The 21,723-nt window shown below is 51.6% G+C and carries 15 protein-coding genes; 13 read left to right on the top strand and 2 right to left on the bottom strand.

Translation table 11 applies throughout. The features are described 5' to 3' along the window. Positions 1 to 10: 10 nt before the first annotated feature. Together C8U37_RS03350 and pepT are read left to right on the top strand one after the other, a co-directional pair. Positions 11 to 1,678: a peptide ABC transporter substrate-binding protein gene (locus C8U37_RS03350; RefSeq protein WP_108031862.1), complete on the top strand. Its 1,668-nt coding sequence runs from the start codon at positions 11 to 13 to the stop codon at positions 1,676 to 1,678. Positions 1,679 to 1,797: 119 nt separating this feature from the next. Next, positions 1,798 to 3,099 (top strand): peptidase T, encoded by a 1,302-nt coding sequence (gene pepT / locus C8U37_RS03345; protein ID WP_108031861.1) that lies wholly within the window; start codon positions 1,798 to 1,800, stop codon positions 3,097 to 3,099. Between the two features lie 101 nt (positions 3,100 to 3,200). Here the strand turns inward: pepT and fghA are convergent, their stop codons facing one another. Further along, positions 3,201 to 4,031, bottom strand: coding sequence for an S-formylglutathione hydrolase (fghA, locus tag C8U37_RS03340; protein ID WP_108031860.1), 831 nt, complete (start codon positions 4,029 to 4,031; stop codon positions 3,201 to 3,203). 4 nt (positions 4,032 to 4,035) lie between these two features. Next, positions 4,036 to 5,151, bottom strand: a complete 1,116-nt coding sequence (locus tag C8U37_RS03335) for an S-(hydroxymethyl)glutathione dehydrogenase/class III alcohol dehydrogenase (RefSeq protein WP_108031859.1) — start codon at positions 5,149 to 5,151, stop codon at positions 4,036 to 4,038. 123 nt (positions 5,152 to 5,274) lie between these two features. Between C8U37_RS03335 and C8U37_RS03330 the strand changes: the two genes are divergently transcribed. From C8U37_RS03330 to C8U37_RS03280, 11 genes are all read left to right on the top strand, one after another. Beyond that, positions 5,275 to 5,613, top strand: a complete 339-nt coding sequence (locus C8U37_RS03330; RefSeq protein ID WP_108031858.1) for a winged helix-turn-helix transcriptional regulator — start codon at positions 5,275 to 5,277, stop codon at positions 5,611 to 5,613. Between the two features lie 380 nt (positions 5,614 to 5,993). Beyond that, positions 5,994 to 8,654: a LamG-like jellyroll fold domain-containing protein gene (locus C8U37_RS03325; RefSeq protein ID WP_211306113.1), complete on the top strand. Its 2,661-nt coding sequence runs from the start codon at positions 5,994 to 5,996 to the stop codon at positions 8,652 to 8,654. Positions 8,655 to 8,850: 196 nt separating this feature from the next. Beyond that, a complete protein-coding gene (locus C8U37_RS03320) occupies positions 8,851 to 9,435 on the top strand; it encodes an NfeD family protein (RefSeq protein ID WP_108031857.1) in 585 nt (194 codons plus the stop codon). A 12-nt stretch (positions 9,436 to 9,447) separates the two neighbouring features. Beyond that, positions 9,448 to 10,947, top strand: a complete 1,500-nt coding sequence (locus C8U37_RS03315) for a flotillin family protein (protein ID WP_425445654.1) — start codon at positions 9,448 to 9,450, stop codon at positions 10,945 to 10,947. 124 nt (positions 10,948 to 11,071) lie between these two features. Next, a complete protein-coding gene (locus C8U37_RS03310) occupies positions 11,072 to 12,160 on the top strand; it encodes a glycerol dehydrogenase (protein ID WP_108031855.1) in 1,089 nt (362 codons plus the stop codon). A 5-nt stretch (positions 12,161 to 12,165) separates the two neighbouring features. After that, complete coding sequence (ald, locus tag C8U37_RS03305) at positions 12,166 to 13,278, top strand: alanine dehydrogenase (RefSeq protein ID WP_108031854.1); 1,113 nt, start codon at positions 12,166 to 12,168, stop codon at positions 13,276 to 13,278. 900 nt (positions 13,279 to 14,178) lie between these two features. Further along, positions 14,179 to 15,252: a GntR family transcriptional regulator gene (locus C8U37_RS03300; protein ID WP_108031853.1), complete on the top strand. Its 1,074-nt coding sequence runs from the start codon at positions 14,179 to 14,181 to the stop codon at positions 15,250 to 15,252. A gap of 162 nt (positions 15,253 to 15,414) precedes the next feature. Beyond that, a complete protein-coding gene (locus tag C8U37_RS03295) occupies positions 15,415 to 17,025 on the top strand; it encodes a xylulokinase (RefSeq protein WP_108031852.1) in 1,611 nt (536 codons plus the stop codon). A gap of 16 nt (positions 17,026 to 17,041) precedes the next feature. Then, a complete protein-coding gene (locus C8U37_RS03290) occupies positions 17,042 to 17,740 on the top strand; it encodes an L-ribulose-5-phosphate 4-epimerase (protein ID WP_108031851.1) in 699 nt (232 codons plus the stop codon). 30 nt (positions 17,741 to 17,770) lie between these two features. Next, positions 17,771 to 19,195 (top strand): L-arabinose isomerase, encoded by a 1,425-nt coding sequence (araA, locus tag C8U37_RS03285; protein ID WP_108031850.1) that lies wholly within the window; start codon positions 17,771 to 17,773, stop codon positions 19,193 to 19,195. A 116-nt stretch (positions 19,196 to 19,311) separates the two neighbouring features. Next, positions 19,312 to 21,717 carry a phosphoketolase family protein gene (locus C8U37_RS03280; protein ID WP_108031849.1) on the top strand — a complete coding sequence of 802 codons (2,406 nt, stop codon included), beginning with the start codon at positions 19,312 to 19,314 and terminating at the stop codon, positions 21,715 to 21,717. Positions 21,718 to 21,723 lie beyond the last annotated feature (6 nt).

The raw sequence follows: 21,723 nt of genomic DNA, 5'->3' as shown, positions 1-21,723 counted from the left end.
GAGGAACAGTATGTTAAAAGAGAAATGGGTCATTACATCAGCGCTAGCGATCAGTTTGGTGTTGACGGGCTGTTCAACAGGGGATGCCGCTAATACAGAAAGCAGCGAAGGAGCGGCTGCTTCATCCACTACCACCGCCGCGGAGCAAGTCATCACGGTCACGAACACCGGAGATTTGGCTTCCTTGGACAACGCAGTCTCCGCGGACAACGCCAGCTTGGTGGTGCTTGAGAACGCAAATGAAGGTCTTTACCGCGTCGGCGACGATGGTGCGTTTGAATTGGGTATCGCCGCCGAGGAGCCTGTCGTCAGCGAGGACGGACTGGAATATACTTTCAAGATAAGAGAAGATGCGAATTGGTCGAACGGTGATCCGGTGACCGCGGAAGATTTCGTCTATACCTATCAAAAAATCGTGGATCCGGCGACGGCTTCTCCGAACGTCAATAAACTGTATCCCTTGAAGAATGCCGAAGCGATCAACAGTGGGGAATTGGACAAGGCGGAACTGGGTGTCGAAGCAATCGACGAGAAGACCGTGAAGTTCACTTTGGGTAACCCGACCGCTTATTTCAAGGATCTGTTGGGGACGTCTTCCTACTTGCCGCAGAACCACCAAGTGGCGAGCGAATTGGGCAGCGCCTACGGAACGAACAGTGAAAATGCCGTCTACAACGGACCTTTCATCGTGGAGGGCTGGGAAGGCACGGACCTGAACTGGACGATGGTTCCGAATGAAGCTTATTGGGACGCGGAAAACGTCCAATTGGATCAGATCAATTGGGAAGTCAGCAAGGAAATCGCCACGAACATCAATCTGTTCGAATCCGGATCAGTCCAGTTGACGCAGATCAGCAATCCTTATATCGAAGAGTACAAAGGGTCCGAAGCTTTGGTGACGGAGCCGAAAGCTTTGTCCGGCTATGTCTGGTTCAACCAAGGCCGCACAAGCACAGCCAACGTCCATTTGCGGAAAGCTTTGTCTTATTCTTTCGACAAGGAAGCCTATGTGAACACCGTTTTGAATGACGGTTCCGTACCATCGAACGGTTTTGTGCCTTCCAATTACGCCTTCAATCCGGAAACGGAAGATGATTTCCGCGACGAAAGCGGTGATTTGGCCGTCTACGATCTGGAAACAGCGCAGGCCGAGTGGGAAACCGCGAAGGAGGAGCTCGGAATCGAAACGCTGTCGATCGAATTGCTGACTTCCGATACCGAAACATCCAAGACAACTGCCGAATTCCTGCAATCGCAATGGCAAAAGAATTTGCCCGGTTTGACGATCACGATCCGCAATGTGCCGCTGAAGAGCCGGATGGAGTCAACCACGAACGGGGATTATGACATCGCCTATGGAACATACACGCCTAGCTATGCCGATCCGATCGCCTTTTTGGAGATGTATGAATCCACAAGCGGCCTGAACAGTTCCCGCTTCGCGGATGAAGGTTACGATGCGTTGCTGGATGACACCAGAAGCACGTATGCCAATGATCCGGAAAACCGTTGGGAAGCGTTGTTGGCGGCCGAAGAGACGTTAATCGCCGAGAACGCCGTGAACGCGCCGATCTACCAAGGCGCCAATGCCAACCTGATCGATCCGTCCTTGAAGGATGTGCAGATCCAACCGGTTGGATCTGCGATGTACTTCCGCACAGCTTACGTGGAAGAATAAACCGATAAGATACCGAGAACAAGCATGAAAATAAATATCCGCTTAACGGTCTCCTGTCAGGGGTGTCCGTTAGTCGGATATTTCCTTTTATAAAGATGAGAGAAAGGCGGATGAGGAATATGTACGAAAATTTATTGGAAAGATTCATCGCATACGCAAAGGTCGACACGCGGTCGGACGACAGCAGCTACACGGTGCCGTCGACGCATAACCAAGTGACATTCGCCTTGGAATTGGCGAAAGAACTGATTGCAATCGGCCTGGAAGAGGTAGAATATAACGAGATGAACGGCTTTCTGACGGCAACCTTGCCGAGTAACATCGAAGAGCCTGTGCCGGTCATCGGCTTCATCGCGCATTTGGATACGGCCGATTTCAACGCGGTCAACATCCGTCCTCAAGTCCATCCTGCTTATGATGGCGGTGATATCGTCCTGAACGAGACTGAACAGATTGTCCTCTCGCCGAAGGAATTCCCGCGCTTAAGCAACTATATTGGGGAAACGGTCATCACGACCGATGGAACGACCTTGCTGGGGGCAGATGACAAGGCCGGCATTGCTGCTATCGTGACAGCCTGCGAGCAGTTTCTTGCGCATCCGGAACGGAAACACGGGAAGATCCGTCTCGCTTTCGGGCCCGACGAGGAACTGGGGGCGCGCGGAGCGAAATTGTTCGATGTGGATCATTTCGCGGCCGACTTCGCCTACACGATCGACGGCGGACCAATCGGAAATCTGACTTACGACAATTTCAATGCAGCCCAGGCGGAACTCACCATCCGCGGCACGAGCGTTCATCCTGGTTCCGCCAAGGATACGATGGTCAACGCTTTGTTGGTTGCCAGTCAATTTGCAACGGATTTGCCTCAAAAGGAAACACCTGAGCACACCAGCGGCTATGAAGGCTACTACTTCCTGACTTGCCAGAGCGGCAACGTCGACGAAGTCAAGCAGACCTATTATATCCGCGACCATGACCGGGAAAACTTCGCAGCCCGCAAGCGGTTCTTCTCCGACCAGGTGGAAGCCTTCAATGCCCGGTTTGCCGAGCCGCGGATCGCGCTGACGCTTTTCGACCAGTACTACAATATGCGCGATATCATTGAGCAGCATCCGGTCGTCGTCGATCTGGCGGTCCAGGCTTATGAATCCTGCGGCATCATACCGGTCTTCAAACCGATGCGCGGCGGAACGGACGGCTGCATCATCTCGCACAAAGGTCTGCCGACCCCGAACCTGTTCTCCGGCACCGAAAACGGCCACGGGAAATACGAATTCGTCACATTGGAGACGATGGCGAAATCCATCGATGTCATCATGGCGATTGTCGAACAGAACGCTGCGCTTAGTGGAACTGCTGAGGCTTCCGGGAATACCGGTAATGTTGCGGTTACCGAATCCAGCAGGGGAATTCGCTAACTGTAAACGGATTTGATACCAAAAAAACGGATTCCGCTCAGGAATCCGTTTTTTTAATATATAGCCTAGGTTACCGGATACTTTCCGGCCATAGCTTTTTTCTACCTCAAACAGTCTTTATGGAATTGCAGATGCTCTTCAATAAATGATGCGATCGTAAAGTAACTGTGATCGTAGCCGTCCAATTTTTCGTAGGTCACTTTCTTGCCATCAGCGGCTTGCAGGAAGGCTTCTTCGTTCAGCTGGACTTCGTAAAAAGCATCGGCTTTTCCCTGCGAGATATGGATGGGCGGGACAACAGCAGTTTTCGCGATCAAGTTCGTCGCATCCCAATCCGCCCAAGCTTTTTTATCCGGACCCAAGTAGGCAGTGAAAGCTTTTTGCCCCCAAGGAACGTTCGTCGGGTTCAGGATTGGGGCGAAAGCGGAAATGGAGCGGTAGCGTTCCGGATTCCTCAAGCCGATGACCAAGGCGCCGTGTCCGCCCATCGAATGCCCCATGATGCTTTCTGATCCCGAAAAATTCGGGATCAGACTGTAGACAAGTTGAGGCAGTTCTGTAGTCAGGTAATCATACATCCGATAATTTTTTGCCCACGGTTCCTGGGTCGCATTCAGATAGAAACCGGCGCCTTGACCGAGATCCCAGTTTCCGTCATCTGCCACATCCGTTCCGCGCGGGGAAGTATCCGGCATGACAATGGCCAGTTGGTGCTGGCTCGCATATTTTTGGAAGGCGCCTTTTTGGCTGAAGTTGTCGTCAGTGCATGTCAATCCGGAAAGCCACCAGATCAAAGGTATCGACTTGTTGTCCGTTTGTTTCGGCAAGAACAGGCTGAAAACCATATCGCAATCCAGCGTTTCAGAATAGTGCCGGTATTTTCTTTGTTCTCCCTCGAATACTTTATGCGTTTCGATCAACTGCGCTGTCATCGTTCTATTCTCCATAGGTCAAGATTGTGCGGATCGATTCGCCTTTGTGCAACAGGTCGAAGGCTTCGTTGATGTCGGTGAAATTCAGATGATGGGTGATGAAGCTGTCCAGATCGATTTCACCGTTCATGAAATCGTCCACCATTCCCGGCAATTCCGTGCGGCCTTTGACACCGCCGAACGCGGATCCTCTCCAAACGCGTCCAGTCACCAATTGGAACGGGCGTGTGTGGATTTCTTTGCCGGCACCGGCGACACCGATGATGATGCTTTCGCCCCAGCCTTTGTGGCAAGCTTCCAAAGCGGCTTTCATGACTTCAACGTTGCCGATGCATTCAAAACTGTAATCCACGCCGCCGTTTGTCATTTCGATCAACACTTCCTGGATCGGACGCTCATGTTCGCTTGGATTGACGAAATCAGTGGCACCCATTTTTTTGGCCAGTTCCCATTTGTCGGGATTCATATCGATAGCGATGATGCGTTTGGCTTTGGCTTTTTTCAAGCCTTGGATCACGGCCAAACCGATTGCACCCAGCCCGAATACTGCAGTCACTGCGCCTTCTTCAACTTTGGCCGTGTTTTCTACAGCGCCAAGGCCGGTCGTCACCCCGCAGCCGAACAAAGCGACTTTATCCAGCGGCGCTTTCTTATCGATTTTGACCAAGTTGATTTCGTTGACGACCGTGTACTCGCTGAAAGTGCTTGTCCCCATATAGTGATAGATTGGTTCGCCGTTGTAGGAGAAACGGGTCGTTCCATCCGGCATCAAGCCTTTACCCTGGGTTTCGCGTACGGCTGAACACAGATTGGTCTTTCCGGACAGACAGAATTCGCATTCCCCACATTCGGGCGTGTAAAGAGGAATGACATGGTCCCCTGGCTTGACTGAAGTGACTTCATCACCTACGGAAACGACCACACCGGCACCTTCATGGCCAAGGACGGCAGGGAATACGCCTTCCGGATCTTCGCCCGACAAAGTGAAGGCATCCGTATGACAGACGGAAGTGTAAAGTATTTTCACCAATACTTCTTTGGATTTCGGCTCGGCCACATCTATCTCCACGATCTCCAACGGTTTGCCTGGTCCAAAAGCGACAGCTGCTCTACTTTTCATAATTATATTTCCTTCTTTCTTGAAAATGGTATTTCTTTCTATTTCAGAATACTATATAATGACGGATGTGTTAATACTGACATAATTGTCACTATGGATAATTTTATGAAAAGAGGCTATCCGATGATCCAATACCAAGAGAAAGAATTTTACAATACAAAAGATTTAGCCTTATCTGTTGTGGGTGGGAGATGGAAAATTGCGATCATCTGGTCCTTGCTGCACAACGGCACGCTGCGGCTGAGCGAGTTCAACAAAATCCTCCCTGACATCAACCAACGGATGCTGATCCGGCAGTTGCGGGAGTTGGAGCGCGACCTGATCATTGCCAGGACGGTCTATCCCGTGGTTCCGCCAAAAGTAGAGTACCATCTGACTGACATCGGCAAAGAATTGGCGCCGGTTGTCGAATCAATCTGCGACTGGGGAGATCAATATCTGAAAGTCATAACGGCAAAATAGGCTCTGATTGAATCATTAGCCGGATGATTATAAGGCTGCAAGAATCCTGAAAACCCGCCAAACCCGTTTTGGCGGGTTTTTAGTGTCGAAAGGTGAGTGGGATACCCCGCCAAAAACCAGTTGGCCGCTTATCTCAGCGAATATAACGCAAAATAAACGGCCAAATGACCGTTGGCGGATTATTTCAGCCAAATCAAAAGAAAAGTACCCCGACACACTCCTAAAATAAAAAGTAACCTTCAACCGACATAATAGTTGTACGAACAAATAAACTATGTTATCTTGATTTGTAAGTACAACTATTTGTGTGGAAACGAATAAAAGCGGTTACAAACATAAAGGAGGCGTTTCTTATCATTACCAGATCAAGAATATCCAAATTGTTGCTTTGCGGGTTGGCCATCAGCATGGCTGCTGCGGTCCAGCCCCAGTCACAGGTGCACGCATCGGAAACGGACGAAGCCCTGACTTTCTCGAATGCATCGGTCCATGATCCGTCCATTATCCAAGATCAGAAATCCGGGATGTACTATGTGTTCGGTTCACATATCGCGGCGGCAAAATCGACTGATCTGATCAATTGGCAGAATTTCACCAACGGCTATGCTAGTGTGGACAACACGATTTATGGGGACCTGAGCGAAAACCTTTCTGAATCTTTCGCTTGGGCAGGGGAAGACGATGCCGACAGCACGGGTGGCTACGCAGTATGGGCACCGGATGTCATCTGGAACAAGCAATACAGAAACACAGACGGCAGCAAAGGCGCCTACATGTTGTACTACAGTGTTTCCTCTACCTATATCCGTTCGGCGATCGGTCTCGCTGTGTCCAAGAATATCGAAGGACCGTACGCGTATGTCGATACGATCATCTATTCCGGATTCCAGGAAGAAGAGGCGTATGATGCGAACAGTGACGTCAATAAGCAATGGGAGAGCACGAATATCGACGAACTGATCGAAGAGGGTGTGCTGGAAGAGCCCAATCCAGAGTGGTTCACGGAAAACGGTGCCTACAATAATGCAGAATACACGAACGCCATTGATGCGAATATCCTTTATGATAAGCAAGGGAAACTGTGGATGACATACGGTTCGTGGTCAGGTGGGACGTTCATTCTTGAGCTGGATAAAAAAACGGGCATTCCGCTTTATCCGGGCCAAGACGGAGTGACTAAGGACGGCAGGATGATCGATCGGTATTTTGGAACCAAAATCGCTGCCGGGTATGGGCGTTCGTCGGAAGGGACTTATGCCGTCTACGACAAAGAAGCAGGCTATTATTATCTTTACTTGACGTACGGCGGACTAGCGTCGGATGGCGGTTACCAAATGCGCCAGTTCCGCTCGAAGTCGATCACGGGACCTTATGTGGATGCGGCCGGCAATGAAGCTGTTTATCCGGAGTCCTTCGACAAAGGCGTAGGCAATTTCCCTGGGGTCAACGATCACGATGCGATCGGCAACAAGCTGATCGGGAACTTCCTGTTTAGCCGGGAATTGGGTGAGGACGGAACCGGCGACGGTGTCGGTTATCTGTCGGCGGGGCACAACTCCTATTACATCGATGCAAAAGCCGATAAGGAATTTCTCGTGTTCCATACTCGTTTCCCGAACAAAGGCGAGACGCATGAAGTGCGTGTCCATCAAACGTTCAAGAACAGCAACGCTTGGCCGGTTCCGACGCCTTACCGCTATGTAGGCGAAACGATAACGGGAGTGACGCAAGCGGAAGTCGCCGGTACGTATAAGTTCATCAACCACGGCCATGAGATCACAGGCCAATTGACGGAATCCACATTTGTGCAGTTGCAGGATAACGGCACGGTTGCGGGTGCGCAGGAAGGGACTTGGCGGCTTTATGATGGCTATCGGGCCGAGCTGAAACTAGCAGACGGCACCTATGACGGGGTGTTCATCAGCCAATGGGATCCGACGACAGAAGCGTGGGTCATGACCTTCAGCGGCATGTCCGAGAATGGACAGGTCATTTGGGGAAGCCAAACGAGCACGGCAACGGACTCGGAACAGATGGAGAAAATCAAAGCGGAGCTTACGGAGTCCATGCCCGATTCCGTCATGAAGGACATCGTATTACCGACAACAGCTGCGGGCGGCAGCACCATCCAATGGACTTCCTCCGATCCTGCGGTCATTTCGGAAACAGGCATCGTCACTCGTCCTGAAGCCGGTCAACCGGCAGCGCTCGTGACGTTGACCGCACTCATCCAAAATGAGCTGCAATCGGAGCAGCTCAGCTTCGCGATCCAAGTCGAACCGAAGGAAGCCGGCAAACTTTCAGCTTATTATTCCTTCGATGGGACCTACACAAATGCGGCAGGGGATCAGACCGAGGCGCAAGTTACCGGAGACCGAATCAACAATACGGGTGGGGCTGTATCGTTCGTGGAGGGTGTCAAAGGGCAGGCCGCTTCGTTCGACGGCAAATCCGGACTGTCGCTTGGAAAAGGGTTGATCACCCAGAATGCCTATACGGTGGCTTTTTGGATCAAACCAACCGAACTGAAACAGTTCACGACCGCCTTCTTCGGTGCGGCAACGGAGCAAAGCTGGATCAGCTTGACACCTGTTGGACCGGCAAATCAGACGATGCTCTGGTCCGGACAGCAATGGTATGACGCGCCAATCGGTTCCACCATTACTGCGGGTGCGTGGACCCATCTGGCCTTTACGGTAGATGCCGGCCAAATCTCCGTCTATGTCAACGGCGAGGAAAAGTTTACAGGAGAGGCATTCCCGAACATCTTTGAAGGCTCGGCAGCAGCGTTCAGTCTGGGCGTCAACTACTGGGATCAACCGTTCAAAGGGCTGATCGATGAACTGTATATCCAAGACGGCATCGTCCTACCGGCGGATGAAATCAAAGCACTGTACGAGGAAGCACCTGCAGCAATCCCGGTTGCGCCTCTTGCCGAAGAATCCATCAGTCAATCGACCTTATTGTATGGAGCGCTTGTTTTCGGAGCAGTGGCAGTCGCAAGGGTACCGTTGCAACACCTCAAAAAATCGGAAGAATAGTCTACAGCAAGAAACCAGCGCCTGGCTCGAGATGAGTGAGTCGCTGGTTTTTGATGCATTTGTGGTCGTCATCCACCCGCCGTTCAGCCTCCCGAAAAGGGTTCTGGCTTTACTTCAGGATGCGTTTGTTCGATAATGAACATGTATGCGGCTCATTTTTCTTACAAAAAATTGATTGAAAGGAGGATGATGAAATATGCTTACACTTTTTCAAACGATTGAGCCGTTGGAATTGCTGTTCATCATTGGTGTGGCCGGCACTGTCCTGACATTCCCGATCAACGATATTTTGTCCGTGGGATTCTACGACATCACTGACTTTTTCCTGGGTATTTTGACAACGAGCCTGCTCGTCAATGCGCTGCAAAAGCCGGATGAAGACCTGGTCGGAGTGTTTGTGGGCATTTTTCTGGCTGTTTCCGCACTCATCATCGCCTTCAAAATTTTCTTTGTACTTCCCTTATTGAAACGCGCGGAAAACAGCACCATCACGAGTTCAAAAGATTTGGAAGGCAAGGAAGCAACGGTGACGGTTCCGATCGGACGGACCGCGATCGGGGAAATCATCGTATCGACCGGATTCGGTAAAATGAACCGAATGGCGCGCATCTACGCCAATCCGGACACGGAAAATCTGCTGAACATCGCCAGCGGGGAAACGGTGTTGATCATTGAAATCCGGGATAATATCGCATATGTTATCCCATACGAAAATGCAATACAGACTCTGAAGGATGAACGCAGCACTTGGAATCAAAAAAAATATAAAGGTGGGAAATAAATGACGAATTTTTTGGATCAGTTTATGGGTATTGGTATTTTAGTGGTTTTACTGGTGGTTGCTTTGATTATTTTCATCGGGCGATACAAGACGGCTTCGCCGGATAAAGCGCTGATCGTCAGCGGGAGTTTTCTTGGCAGCAAAAATACGCATATCGACAAAGCAACAGGCAACACGATGAAAGTTGTCCGCGGCGGCGGTACGTTCGTCATCCCGGTATTTCAGACGGCCAAGGAATTATCGCTCTTGTCCAGCAAGCTCGAAGTCAGTACGCCGGCGGTCTATACGGAGGAAGGTGTCCCTGTTTCTGCGGATGGGACGGTCATCATTAAGGTCGGTTCCACAGTGGAAGAAATCGCCACAGCGGCCGAACAATACTTAAGCAAGCCTACAGAGGATCTGGAGAACGAAGCCCGGGAGGTTTTGGAAGGCCATCTGCGTTCCATTCTGGGTTCCATGACTGTCGAAGAAATCTATAAGAACCGTGACAAGTTTTCACAAGAAGTGCAAGCGGTCGCCAGTGTGGATTTGGCCAAGATGGGCTTGATCATCGTTTCTTTCACTGTGAAGGAAGTTACAGACGAAAATGGCTATCTGGACGCTCTTGGACAACCGCGGATCGCCCAAGTCAAACGGGATGCGCATATCGCTCAAGCAGAAGCCGATAAGGAAACGCGCATCAAGCGTGCCCAAGCGGAACAAGAATCGCAACAAGCCGAAATTTTGAGAGAGACCCAAATCGCGGAATCGAATAAACAAAAAGAATTGAAGCTGGCAGCATTCCGCCAAGAACAGGACGTAGCCAAAGCGAAAGCGGATAACGCCTATGCTTTGGAAAAAGCGCAGCTGGATATTTTGTTGAAAGAAAAAGAAATGAACGTTGAAATCACGGAACGTGTGAAACAAATCGAACTGGAAGAGAAAGAAATCGTCCGGAGAGAAAAACAATATGATGCAGAAGTGCGTAAGAAAGCCGATGCAGAGCGCTATGCCATCGAAACAAAAGCGGCTGCCGACAAACAGAAATCAATCTGGGAATCCGAAGCGCGAGCCAAGGAGAAAGAGCTGAACGGTTTGGCGGAATCCGCCAGTATCCTTGCGATCGGGGAAGCTGAAGCGAAAGCGAAGGAAGCTTTGGCCAACGCGTTGAAACAATACGGAGAAGCAGCCATCTTGACGCTGTTGATCGAGAAATACCCGGAAATCGTGCGTGCTGCGGCTGAGCCGATTTCCAATATCGATAAAATTACGGTAATCGACGGCGGCAACGGCAGCCAAGGCGCTGCCAAAGTAGCCAACTATGCCAGCCAAGTCCTGACGGCTACCCAGGAAGGGCTCAAAGAAACAACCGGGATGGATGTGACGGCATTGATCGAATCTTTCATCGGAAACAGAAATATCGGCAGTAAATTGGGCGCCATCCAAGAAACATTGGCGGCAGAAATTACTGAAGAAAAAACTAGTCCATCGAGAGCAGGCAACGAAGCAGAACCGGAAAAAGCCTTCTCTTAAAATCAGAATCCTTCGGAAGCATAAGAGCTCCGGAGGATTTTTTGTTGGAGCAGGAAAATAGAAGAAGTGCTGTGGTAAAATATAGGTATGATAAATAAATCACAAATGGAAAAGGGGCACACATATGGCTTATCAGGTTTTTCGATCGCCCAGCCGGTATATTCAAGGCGTAGGCGCTATAGACGTATTAGGGAAGGAAGCGGCTGTCTACGGGAAGAAGGCGTTCCTGCTCACGGACGATTTTGTTTGGGGCTTGCTCCATGAAAAGGTGGAACGGGCTCTGGAGGGTTTTCCCTACCATTATGAGGCCTTCACTGGCGAAGCCTCGTTGGAGGAAATGGTCCGTTTGGCTGACGATGTAGCCGATGCAACGGCGGACGTCATCATCGGGCTTGGCGGCGGCAAAATCATCGATGTTGCGAAAGGTATTGCAGCGGCTTGCGAATTGCCGGTTGTGATTGTGCCGACTACTGTATCCACGGATGCCCCGACCAGCGCCATCTCTGTGCTCTATAAGCAGGACGGGCTGTTCGACCATTATCGTTTCTATGCGAAGAACCCCGATCTGGTGCTTGTTGATACGCAGATCGTCGTCCAAGCGCCGATCCGATTCTTCGCAAGCGGGATGGCGGATGCATTGGCGACCTGTGCCGAAGCGTTGGCGACGAAAGCCTCCGGTGAATTGGCGTTGGCCGGCGGTTTGCCGACGATCGCCGGCACCGCGATTGCGAAGGCCTGCGAAGAAACTTTGTTCAGGGATGGCCTCAGCGCGTTCGCTGACGTCCAAAAAGGATTGGTGACGCCGGCTGTCGAGGCGGTCGTGGAGGCGAATACGCTGCTTTCGGGACTGGGATTCGAAAACGGCGGTTTGGCGGCCGCACATGCCATCCATAATGGCTTCACGGCCATCAAAGGCGAAATCCATCGCTTGACGCACGGGGAAATAGTCGGCTTTTGCCTATTGGTCCAACTCGTGCTGGAAGAGCGCCCGCACGAAGAATTTCTGAAATACAGCCGCTTCCTTGAAGCAATCGGCATGCCGACGACATTGGAACAGGTGCATCTGACCGGAGCCACACGGGAGGAGCTGCTTGAAGTCGGAAAACTTGCGGTGGCGCAGAGCAACACCATGAAAAATCTAAGCAAAAACATAACGGCTGAGCAAGTCGCCGATGCCATTTTGGCGGTGGACGGGCTCGTCGGAAAGGAATGATCGGGATGATCATCGGAGTGCCGAAGGAAATCAAAAACAACGAAAATCGGGTAGGTGTGCTGCCTGCAGGTGTGCAGTTGCTGGTCCAGAACGGCCATCAAGTCCTTGTCCAAAGCGGGTGCGGCATCGGCTCGGGATTCGAGGACGGACAGTACGCAAAAGCAGGGGCGGCAGTGTTGGAAGACGCAGTCCAAGTCTGGGCCGCCGAAATGGTCATCAAGGTGAAAGAGCCTTTGGAATCGGAATACAAATACTTCCGTGAGGACCTGATTCTGTTCACCTACCTGCATTTGGCGGCCGCGCCGCAGTTGACGAGGGTTATGCTGCAAGCGGGCATGACCGCGATCGGCTACGAAACGATGGTCGGCAAAAAAGGCGACTTGCCGCTGCTGACTCCGATGAGCGTCATTGCGGGGCGTCTGTCCGTCCAGATTGGTGCGCAATTCCTGGAGAAACCGTACGGCGGAAAAGGCGTTCTCTTGAGCGGTGTTCCGGGTGTGGCGAACGGCAAAGTCGTCATCATCGGCGGCGGTGTCGCCGGCCGTAACGCCTTGCAGATCGCTTTGGGGCTCGGCGCCCATTGCACGATCCTGGATGTCCGACCGGAAATCTTGACGGAAATCGAGAATTTGTACGGGAACGCAGTCATCACGCTGCTTTCGAACGAGTGGAACATTGCCCATGCCGTCAAGGATGCCGACGTCGTCATCGGCGCGGTCCTGATCCCTGGCCGGAAAGCGCCGACGTTGGTGAGCGAAGAGATGGTCAAAAGCATGCAGCCCGGTTCCGTGATCGTCGACATCGCAGTGGATCAGGGCGGCATCTTTGAAACCGAAGACCGCACGACCACACATGATGATCCGGTCTATGAACGGCATGGCGTACTTCATTATGCGGTTCCGAACATGCCGGGAGCCGTTCCGCGCACGGCGACAATCGCTTTGACCAATGTCACGCTGCCTTACGCATTGGAAATCGCGAACCAAGGCGCGCGGCAAGCAGCGGCCACCAACCCGACCATCATGACGGGATTCAACGTGCACAGAGGAAAGTTGACGAACAAAGATGTCGCCGAATCGATCGGGGAAAGCTACACGGCTATCGAAACTATGTTGTGAAAGAGATGGACTGCCTCGTAGCGGGCAGTCCATCTCTTTTGTTGTAGAACGCAGTCCGCGCTGCGGTTGTCGGATACTTGGGGTTTATCCGACAAATTCTGAAGACGCCGCGTAGTGGTTGTCGGATACTTTGGGGTTATCCGACAAATTCCGAAGCCGCCACGCGTTGGTTGTCGGATACTTTGGGTTTATCCGACAAGTTCCGAAGCCACCGCGTTGCGGTTGTCGGATACTTCGGAGTTATCCGACAAATTCCGAAGCCGCCACGCGTTGGTTGTCGGATACTTTGGGGTTATCCGACAAATTCCGAAGCCACCGCGCGTTGGTTGTCGGATACTTTGGGGTTATCCGACAAATTCCGAAGCCGCCACGCGCTGGTTGTCGGATACTTTGGGTTTATCCGACAAATTCCGAAGCCACCGCGCGCTGGTTGTCGGATACTTGGGGTTTATCCGACAAATTCCGAAGCCACGCTGCGGTTGTCGGATACTTCGGGGTTATCCGACAAATTCCGAAGCCACCGCCCGCTGGTTGTCGGATACTTGGGGTTTATCCGACAAATTCCGAAGCCGCCACGCGTTGGTTGTCGGATACTTGGGGTTTATCCGACAAGTTCCGAAGCCACCGCGTTGCGGTTGTCGGATACTTTGGGTTTATCCGACAAATTCCGAAGCCACCGCGCGCTGGTTGTCGGATACTTGGGGTTTATCCGACAAATTCCGAAGCCGCCACGCGTTGGTTGTCGGATACTTTGGGGTTATCCGACAAATTCCGAAGCCGCCACGCGTTGGTTGTCGGATACTTTGGGGTTATCCGACAAATTCCGAAAATAACGCACTTGTATTTTCCTGCACAGTTTACTATACTATTTGTACGGACATATACAGAGGAGCGCAACTAATGAAAACAAAATACCAGGTGATTGCCGATGAAATACGCTCAAAAATACTTTCGAACGAATTTGTGGTAGGCAAAGTCATTCCGCCCGAACTGCAACTGCAGAAGGACTATGGGGTCAGCCGCCATACCGTGCGGGAAGCGATCGCCTTGCTTGTGAACGAAGGCTTTCTGCGCAAGGAGAAAGGTTCCGGGACCTACGTCGACGACAGTTACCAACGGCGGGGTGACGGGGTGTCATCCAGCAAAACAATCGGCGTCATCACGACCTATCTGTCGGACTATATTTTCCCGTCGATCATCCGCGGCATCGAGCAGAAGTTACGGGAGAATGGCTACTCGCTATTGTTGGCCAGCACGAACAACGACGTCGATCAGGAGCGGGAGTGTCTGGAACAGATGCTCAGCCAAAATGTTTCGGGCCTGATTGTTGAACCGACAAAAAGCAATCAATACAATCCGAATTTGGCTTATTATTTATCTTTCAAGGAACGTGGCATCCCGGTCGTCATGATCAATGCCTATTACGAAGAACTGTCGGTCCCTTTCATCTGCGTCAATGACACGAAAGCGGGCTATCTTGCCACGAAACATCTATTCGAGCAGGGCCATCAGCATTTGGCGCTGATCACGAAGATCGATGACCTGCAAGGGAAATACCGGATGAAAGGCTTCATCAAAGCCCACGAAGAGATGCGGACAAATTTCGATCCGAAAAATGTTTACACGTACACTACGGAAACGAAAGCGCAAGTGTTCGAAACGATTCGGGAGAAGTTGGCGAGCAATCAGGAAGTCACCGGTATCGTCTGCTATAACGATGAAGTGGCGCAGGGTTTGATCCAAGCTATAGCGGCCATGGGAAAACGGGTCCCGGAAGATTATTCTGTGATCGGCAACGATGACTCATTCTTGAGCACAGCGGGGAGCGTCAAGCTGACGACCCTTTCCCATCCTAAAGAGGAATTGGGCGAGGCCGCTGCCGAATGGATCATGATGGCCGTCCAACAAGAAATGACAGGAAACAAAATATTCGAGCCGGAACTGATTATCCGCGACTCGGTCAAACGAATCTGACAACAGAAGAAAGAGGCTGTCCCAGAGCTGGGGTGGCTTCTTTTTGTGTTCGGACAAATTTTGCGATTATCTCTTTACATGTACGGACATATGGCATATAATAAATCCAAGAAGAACGGACAGCATCCTCAAAAGGGTGCACCGCAAAAAGGAGGAAACGTTTTGACTGAGAAGTTACAAGCGATAGTCACTGATATCGAATCGCGGCAGACAAGCATCGGAATCGAATTTGGATCTACCCGCATCAAGGCGGTGCTGATCGATTCCCGCTTCGCTCCGGTCGCATCCGGGAGCTATGAATGGGAGAACCAATTAGTGGATGGCATCTGGACATATTCAGTGGAGCAAATTTGGGAGGGCCTTCAAACAAGCTACGCAGAACTGACACGCGAGGTCAAAGAAAAATACGGCGTAACCTTGACTGCAGTCGGATCGATCGGATTCAGCGCGATGATGCACGGCTACATGGCATTCAATCAGGAAAATGAGTTGTTGGTGCCGTTCCGGACTTGGCGCAACGCCACTACAGCTGATGCCGAAAAGGAATTGACCGCACTGTTCAACTACAATATCCCGCAACGCTGGAGCATCGCTCACTTGTATCAAGCGGTTTTGAATAAAGAGGAACACACAAATGAAGTCGCTTTCTTTACGACTTTGGCAGGCTACATCCATTGGCAACTGACAGGCAAGAAAGTTTTGGGGATCGGCGACGCATCCGGGATGTTCCCAATCGACGTCGAGAAGAAAAATTATGACGAACGCATGCTTAATCAGTTTGACGCAGTTGCCGCAGCAAAAGGTATGACTTGGAAATTGGCCGATCTGCTGCCGGAAGTATTGTTGGCAGGGGACGCGGCCGGTAATCTGACGGAAGCGGGAGCCAAACTTCTCGATCCGACAGGCACACTCGAAGCGGGAATCCCGTTGTGTGCACCGGAAGGGGACGCCGGAACCGGGATGGTCGCCACCAACAGCGTAGCGGAGCGCACCGGGAATGTATCCGCCGGCACATCGGCATTTGCGATGATCGTTTTGGAAAAGGACTTGAACGAAGTGCATCCGGAAATCGATCTTGTGACGACACCGGCAGGCAGCCTGGTCGCGATGGTCCACACCAATAACTGCTCATCCGACATCAACGCCTGGGTCAAGCTATTCCGTGAATTCAGCGAAGCAGCCGGTTTCACAATTGATACGGATAAATTATTCGCCACACTGTTCAACAAAGCGCTTGAAGGGGATGCCGATTGCGGCGGATTGCTCTCCTACGGTTACTACTCCGGCGAAAACATCACCCATCTGGCGGAAGGCCGACCGTTATTTGTCCGCACACCGGAAAGCAACTTCAACTTGGCCAACTTCATGCGCGTGCATCTCTTCACCGCTTTCGGCGCCATGAAGATCGGCATGAACATCCTCAAGCAGGAAAACGTCGCGATCGACAAAATTGTCGGCCATGGCGGCATCTTCAAAACGCCTGAGGTCGGCCAGAAAGTGTTGGCTGCCGTCATGGACGCACCGGTCACCGTCATGGAGACAGCTGGAGAAGGCGGCGCATGGGGCATCGCGTTGTTGGCTGCTTTCATGGATCGCAAAGAAACGACAGAGAGTTTGGATGCATTCTTGGACAAAAAAGTATTCGGTGCCGATGAAGGCGTCACGATCGCTCCTGATGCGCGCGACGTTGCAGGTTTCGGCACATTCATCGATCGTTACCAAAAAGGACTGGCGATCGAGCAAGCTGCAGTCGAGCATTTGAGTTTGAGATAGAAGGGAAGGAAACATCTTGCTGGAACTATTAAAAGAAGAAGTTTTTCAAGCCAATCTGGAATTGCCGGATCGGGGCTTGATCAAATATACGTGGGGAAACGTCAGTGCGGTCGACCGCGAAAAAGGCTTGTTCGTCATCAAGCCCAGCGGTGTCGGCTATGACGACATGAAGGCGAGCGATATGGTTGTCTGCGATTTTGACGGCAACGTTATCGAAGGGGAATTGAACCCGTCATCCGACATGCCGACGCATGCGGTATTGTACAAGGCATTCCCGGAAATCGGCGGCATTGTGCACACGCATTCGACTTGGGCTACAATCTGGGCGCAAGCCGGTTTGGACGTGCCGGCCATGGGTACGACCCACGCCGATACTTTCTATGGCACGGTTCCATGCGCCCGTTTCTTGACGCAGGAAGAAATCGATCGTGGTTACGAGGAAGAAACCGGAAATGCCATTGTGGAGACATTCCGCGAGCGCGGCATCAAACCGATGGAAGTTCCCGGCGTACTGCTGCACGGGCACGGTCCCTTCACTTGGGGCAAGGATGCGAAAGGGGCAGTCATGAACGCGGTCGTATTGGATGAGGTCTGCAAAACCAATCTCTTTGCCCGCCAACTGAACAACTTTGCGGAAGAACTGCCGCAGCGCATCCTGGACAAACATTATTTGCGCAAACACGGAGAGAACGCCTATTACGGGCAGAAAAAATAGAAAATCAGAAAAAACAGAGGAGCTGGGAATATGTTAGAAGTAGGGAAAAAAGAATTTTGGTTCGTAGTAGGATCACAACACTTATACGGCGAGGAAGCTTTGCAAACAGTAAAAAATAATGCGGCGGTCATCGTGGAAAGCCTGAACAACAGCGGCAAGTTGCCTTATCCGCTTGTGCTGCAGGAATTAGCGGTAACACCCGATACGATCACGAAAATCATGAAAGAAGTCAATTACCGCGATGAAGTTGCGGGGGTCATCACTTGGATGCATACCTTCTCGCCGGCCAAAATGTGGATCCGCGGTACGAAATTATTGCAAAAACCGTTATTGCATCTGGCAACCCAATTCAATGAAAGCATTCCATGGGCAACGATCGATATGGATTTCATGAACTTGAACCAAGCAGCACATGGCGACCGCGAGTACGGCTTCATCAATGCGCGCCTGAAAAAGAACAACAAAGTCGTCGTCGGCTATTGGGAACGCGAAAACGTCCAAACCCAGATCGCGGAATGGATGGACGTTGCGGTAGCCTACAATGAAAGCTTCTCCATCAAAGTGGCGCGTTTCGGCGACAACATGCGTAACGTTGCCGTGACGGAAGGCGACAAAGTGGAAGCGCAGATCCAATTCGGCTGGACAGTCGATTACTACGGTATCCGTGATCTAGTGGACTATGTCGATGCGGTCGAAGATGCAGAAGTCGATGCTTTGTTCAATGAATACAAAGATTTGTATGATTTCGACTACGGCGATTATGAGCAAGGCAAGTGGGAAGCGCATGTCAAAGTGCAGGCACGTCAGGAAATCGGCATCCGTCGTTTCTTGGAAGCGGGCGGCTACACTGCCTTTACTTCAAACTTCGAAGATCTGCATGGCTTGCAACAACTGCCTGGGCTTGCAGTACAGCGCTTGATGGCAGAAGGCTACGGATTCGCGGGCGAAGGCGACTGGAAAACGGCAGCAATCGACCGTTTGATGAAGATCATGTCCCACAACATCGATACCGGCTTCATGGAAGACTACACGTATGAAATGGCTGAAGGCAGAGAAGCAATCCTGCAATCGCATATGTTGGAAGTCGATCCAGGACTGGCAGTCAACAAACCGAAAATTTTGATTGCACCATTATCAATGGGGAATCGTGAAGAGCCTGCCCGTCTTGTCTTCGATGGTAAAGCAGGAGACGGCGTTGTCGTTTCGATGGCTGACTTCGGAACGCACTACAAATTGTTGGTGAATGAAGTTGTTGCTTTTGAACCGACTGAGGCAGCTCCGAACCTTCCAGTCGCACGCGTCCTATGGGAAGTGAAACCTAATTTCCACGACGGCATCCGCGCTTGGATCGAAGCTGGCGGCGGACATCATACGGTCGTTTCCTTGAGTTTGAGCACAGATCAGATCCTGGCTTGGGCAAAACTGGTCGGGTTGGAAGTAGCTTTGATCAAATAGATTTTTTCGGTCGGTTTGACAGAAAATCGTCAAACCGATTTTTTGGAGGATATTTGTGAAAGTTCTAGCAAATGTTTTCAGGGATTAAAAAATATAAAATAAAAAGGAGCAAGAAAATGACTGCATTTGATTCAAAAGAGTATCTGGACAAGGTGGATGCCTTCTGGCGCGCCGCTAATTTCATCTCCGTGGGACAACTGTACCTGAAGGATAACCCATTGCTGCAACGCCCGATTGAGGAAACTGATGTGAAGCTTCATCCAATCGGCCACTGGGGAACGATCTCCGGACAGAATTTCATCTATGCCCACTTGAACCGCGTCATCAACAAATATGACCTGAACATGTTCTACGTCGAAGGGCCGGGACATGGCGGCCAAGTCATGGTTTCGAACTCCTATCTGGACGGCTCCTACACGGAAATCTATCCGGAGATCACCGAAGATCTGGAAGGGTTGACGAAACTCTACAAACAATTCTCCTTCCCGGGCGGGGTCGCTTCCCATGCGGCACCGGAAACACCAGGGTCGATCCATGAAGGCGGCGAATTGGGATATTCCCTTTCCCATGCAACAGGGGCCATCTTCGACAATCCGGAAGTGATCGCAGCGACCGTAGTTGGTGACGGGGAAGCGGAAACTGGTCCATTGGCGGCTGGTTGGTTCTCAAATGTGTTCATTAATCCGGTTACCGATGGTGCGGTTTTGCCGATCCTGTACCTGAACGGCGGCAAGATCTCCAACCCGACAATCCTTGACCGCAAATCGAACGAAGAGCTGACTCAGTACTTTGGTGGCATGGGCTGGGAGCCGTTGTTCGTGGAAGGGACGGAACCGGAAGCGGTCCATCCGATCATGGCACAAGTGATGGATACGGCTGTCGAAAAAATCAAAGCAATCCAAACAGAAGCCCGCAAAGGCTCCGCTGCCGAAGCGAAGATGCCGGCTTGGCCGGTCATCATTTTCCGCACACCAAAAGGCTGGACGGGTCCGAAAACGTGGGACGGGGAACCGATCGAAGGCGGCTTCCGTGCCCACCAAGTGCCGATTCCGGTGGATGCACACCACATGGAACACATCGATGCGCTAGTGGATTGGATGCAGTCCTACCGTCCCGAAGAGCTGTTCACGGCTGACGGCCAATTAGTGGCGGAATTGAAAGAAATGGCACCAAAGGGCGACCGACGGATGGCTATGAATCCGATCACGAACGGCGGGATCGATCCGAAACCGTTGAACATCCCGGATTGGAAGCAGTATGCCGTCGATACGACCGTTCCAGGCGCAGTCATTGCCCAGGATATGATCGAATTCGGCAACTTTGCCCGCGACCTGATCGTCGAAAATCCGGATAATTTCCGTATTTTCGGACCGGATGAAACCAAATCGAACCGCCTGAATAAAGTCTTCGAAGTGACGAACCGCGTCTGGATGGAAGCGATCGATCCTGCTTATGACGAGTGGCTTTCTCCATCCGGCCGCGTCATCGATTCGCAGTTGTCCGAACACCAAGCGGAAGGCTTCCTGGAAGGCTATGTCCTGACTGGGCGTCATGGTTTCTTCGCCAGTTATGAGGCCTTCCTGCGCGTCGTCGATTCCATGATCACCCAACATTTCAAATGGTTGCGCAAAGCCAAAGAACAAACATGGCGCAAACACTATCCATCCTTGAACCTGATCGCAACATCGACTGTTTTCCAACAGGACCATAATGGCTACACCCACCAAGATCCGGGTCTGTTGACGCACTTGGCTGAGAAGAAACCGGAATTCATCCGGGAATACTTGCCGGCGGATGCGAACTCTCTGATGGCCGTGATGGCGGAAACGATGGCTTCCGAGGAACAGATCAATCTGATCGTGTCTTCGAAACACCCGCGTCCGCAATTCTACTCGGCTGAAGAAGCGGAAGTATTGGTGAAGGATGGCTTGAAAGTCATCGACTGGGCTTCGACTTGCGGAGACGAAGAACCGGATGTCGTGATTGCAGCTGCGGGGACGGAACCGAACTTGGAGGCACTTGCGGCTGTGACGATCCTGCACAAACAGTTCCCGGAATTGAAGATCCGTTTCATCAACATCGTGGATCTGTTGAAACTGCGCCATCCGGACGTGGATCCGCGCGGCTTGAGCGACGAAGCCTTCGACGCCTACTTTACGGCGGACAAACCAATCGTCTTTGCCTTCCATGGTTTTGAAGGCTTGATCCGTGACATCTTCTTCGATCGCCACAACCACAACCTGCACATCCACGGCTACCGTGAAAACGGGGACATCACGACACCGTTCGACATGCGTGTCTTGTCGGAGATGGACCGTTTCCACTTGGCGCAGGATGCAGCCAACGCCGTCTACGGTGAAGCAGCGGCAGCCTTCTCGCAACGGATGACGGATACGGTGGACTTCCACCACAACTTCATCCGCGAGAACGGCGATGACATCCCGGAAGTGATGGAATGGAAATGGGAAGCTTTGGAAGGTGCGGCAGCAGCCAAAGAGCTGATCGCAAGCAAAGCGGACTGACTTAAG

The organism is Trichococcus patagoniensis (assembly GCF_003051085.1).
In the GTDB taxonomy this organism is placed as follows: domain Bacteria; phylum Bacillota; class Bacilli; order Lactobacillales; family Aerococcaceae; genus Trichococcus; species Trichococcus patagoniensis.
This window is presented reverse-complemented; position numbering and strand designations above follow the sequence as displayed.

Coding starts and splice junctions, on each gene's coding strand:
- C8U37_RS03335 (WP_108031859.1), bottom strand. CDS start 5,151: ATGAAAAGTAGAGCAGCTGTCGCTTTTGGACCAGGCAAACCGTTGGAG.
- C8U37_RS03350 (WP_108031862.1), top strand. CDS start 11: ATGTTAAAAGAGAAATGGGTCATTACATCAGCGCTAGCGATCAGTTTG.
- ald (WP_108031854.1), top strand. CDS start 12,166: ATGATCATCGGAGTGCCGAAGGAAATCAAAAACAACGAAAATCGGGTA.
- araA (WP_108031850.1), top strand. CDS start 17,771: ATGTTAGAAGTAGGGAAAAAAGAATTTTGGTTCGTAGTAGGATCACAA.
- C8U37_RS03310 (WP_108031855.1), top strand. CDS start 11,072: ATGGCTTATCAGGTTTTTCGATCGCCCAGCCGGTATATTCAAGGCGTA.
- fghA (WP_108031860.1), bottom strand. CDS start 4,031: ATGACAGCGCAGTTGATCGAAACGCATAAAGTATTCGAGGGAGAACAA.
- C8U37_RS03320 (WP_108031857.1), top strand. CDS start 8,851: ATGCTTACACTTTTTCAAACGATTGAGCCGTTGGAATTGCTGTTCATC.
- C8U37_RS03280 (WP_108031849.1), top strand. CDS start 19,312: ATGACTGCATTTGATTCAAAAGAGTATCTGGACAAGGTGGATGCCTTC.
- C8U37_RS03300 (WP_108031853.1), top strand. CDS start 14,179: ATGAAAACAAAATACCAGGTGATTGCCGATGAAATACGCTCAAAAATA.
- pepT (WP_108031861.1), top strand. CDS start 1,798: ATGTACGAAAATTTATTGGAAAGATTCATCGCATACGCAAAGGTCGAC.
- C8U37_RS03330 (WP_108031858.1), top strand. CDS start 5,275: ATGATCCAATACCAAGAGAAAGAATTTTACAATACAAAAGATTTAGCC.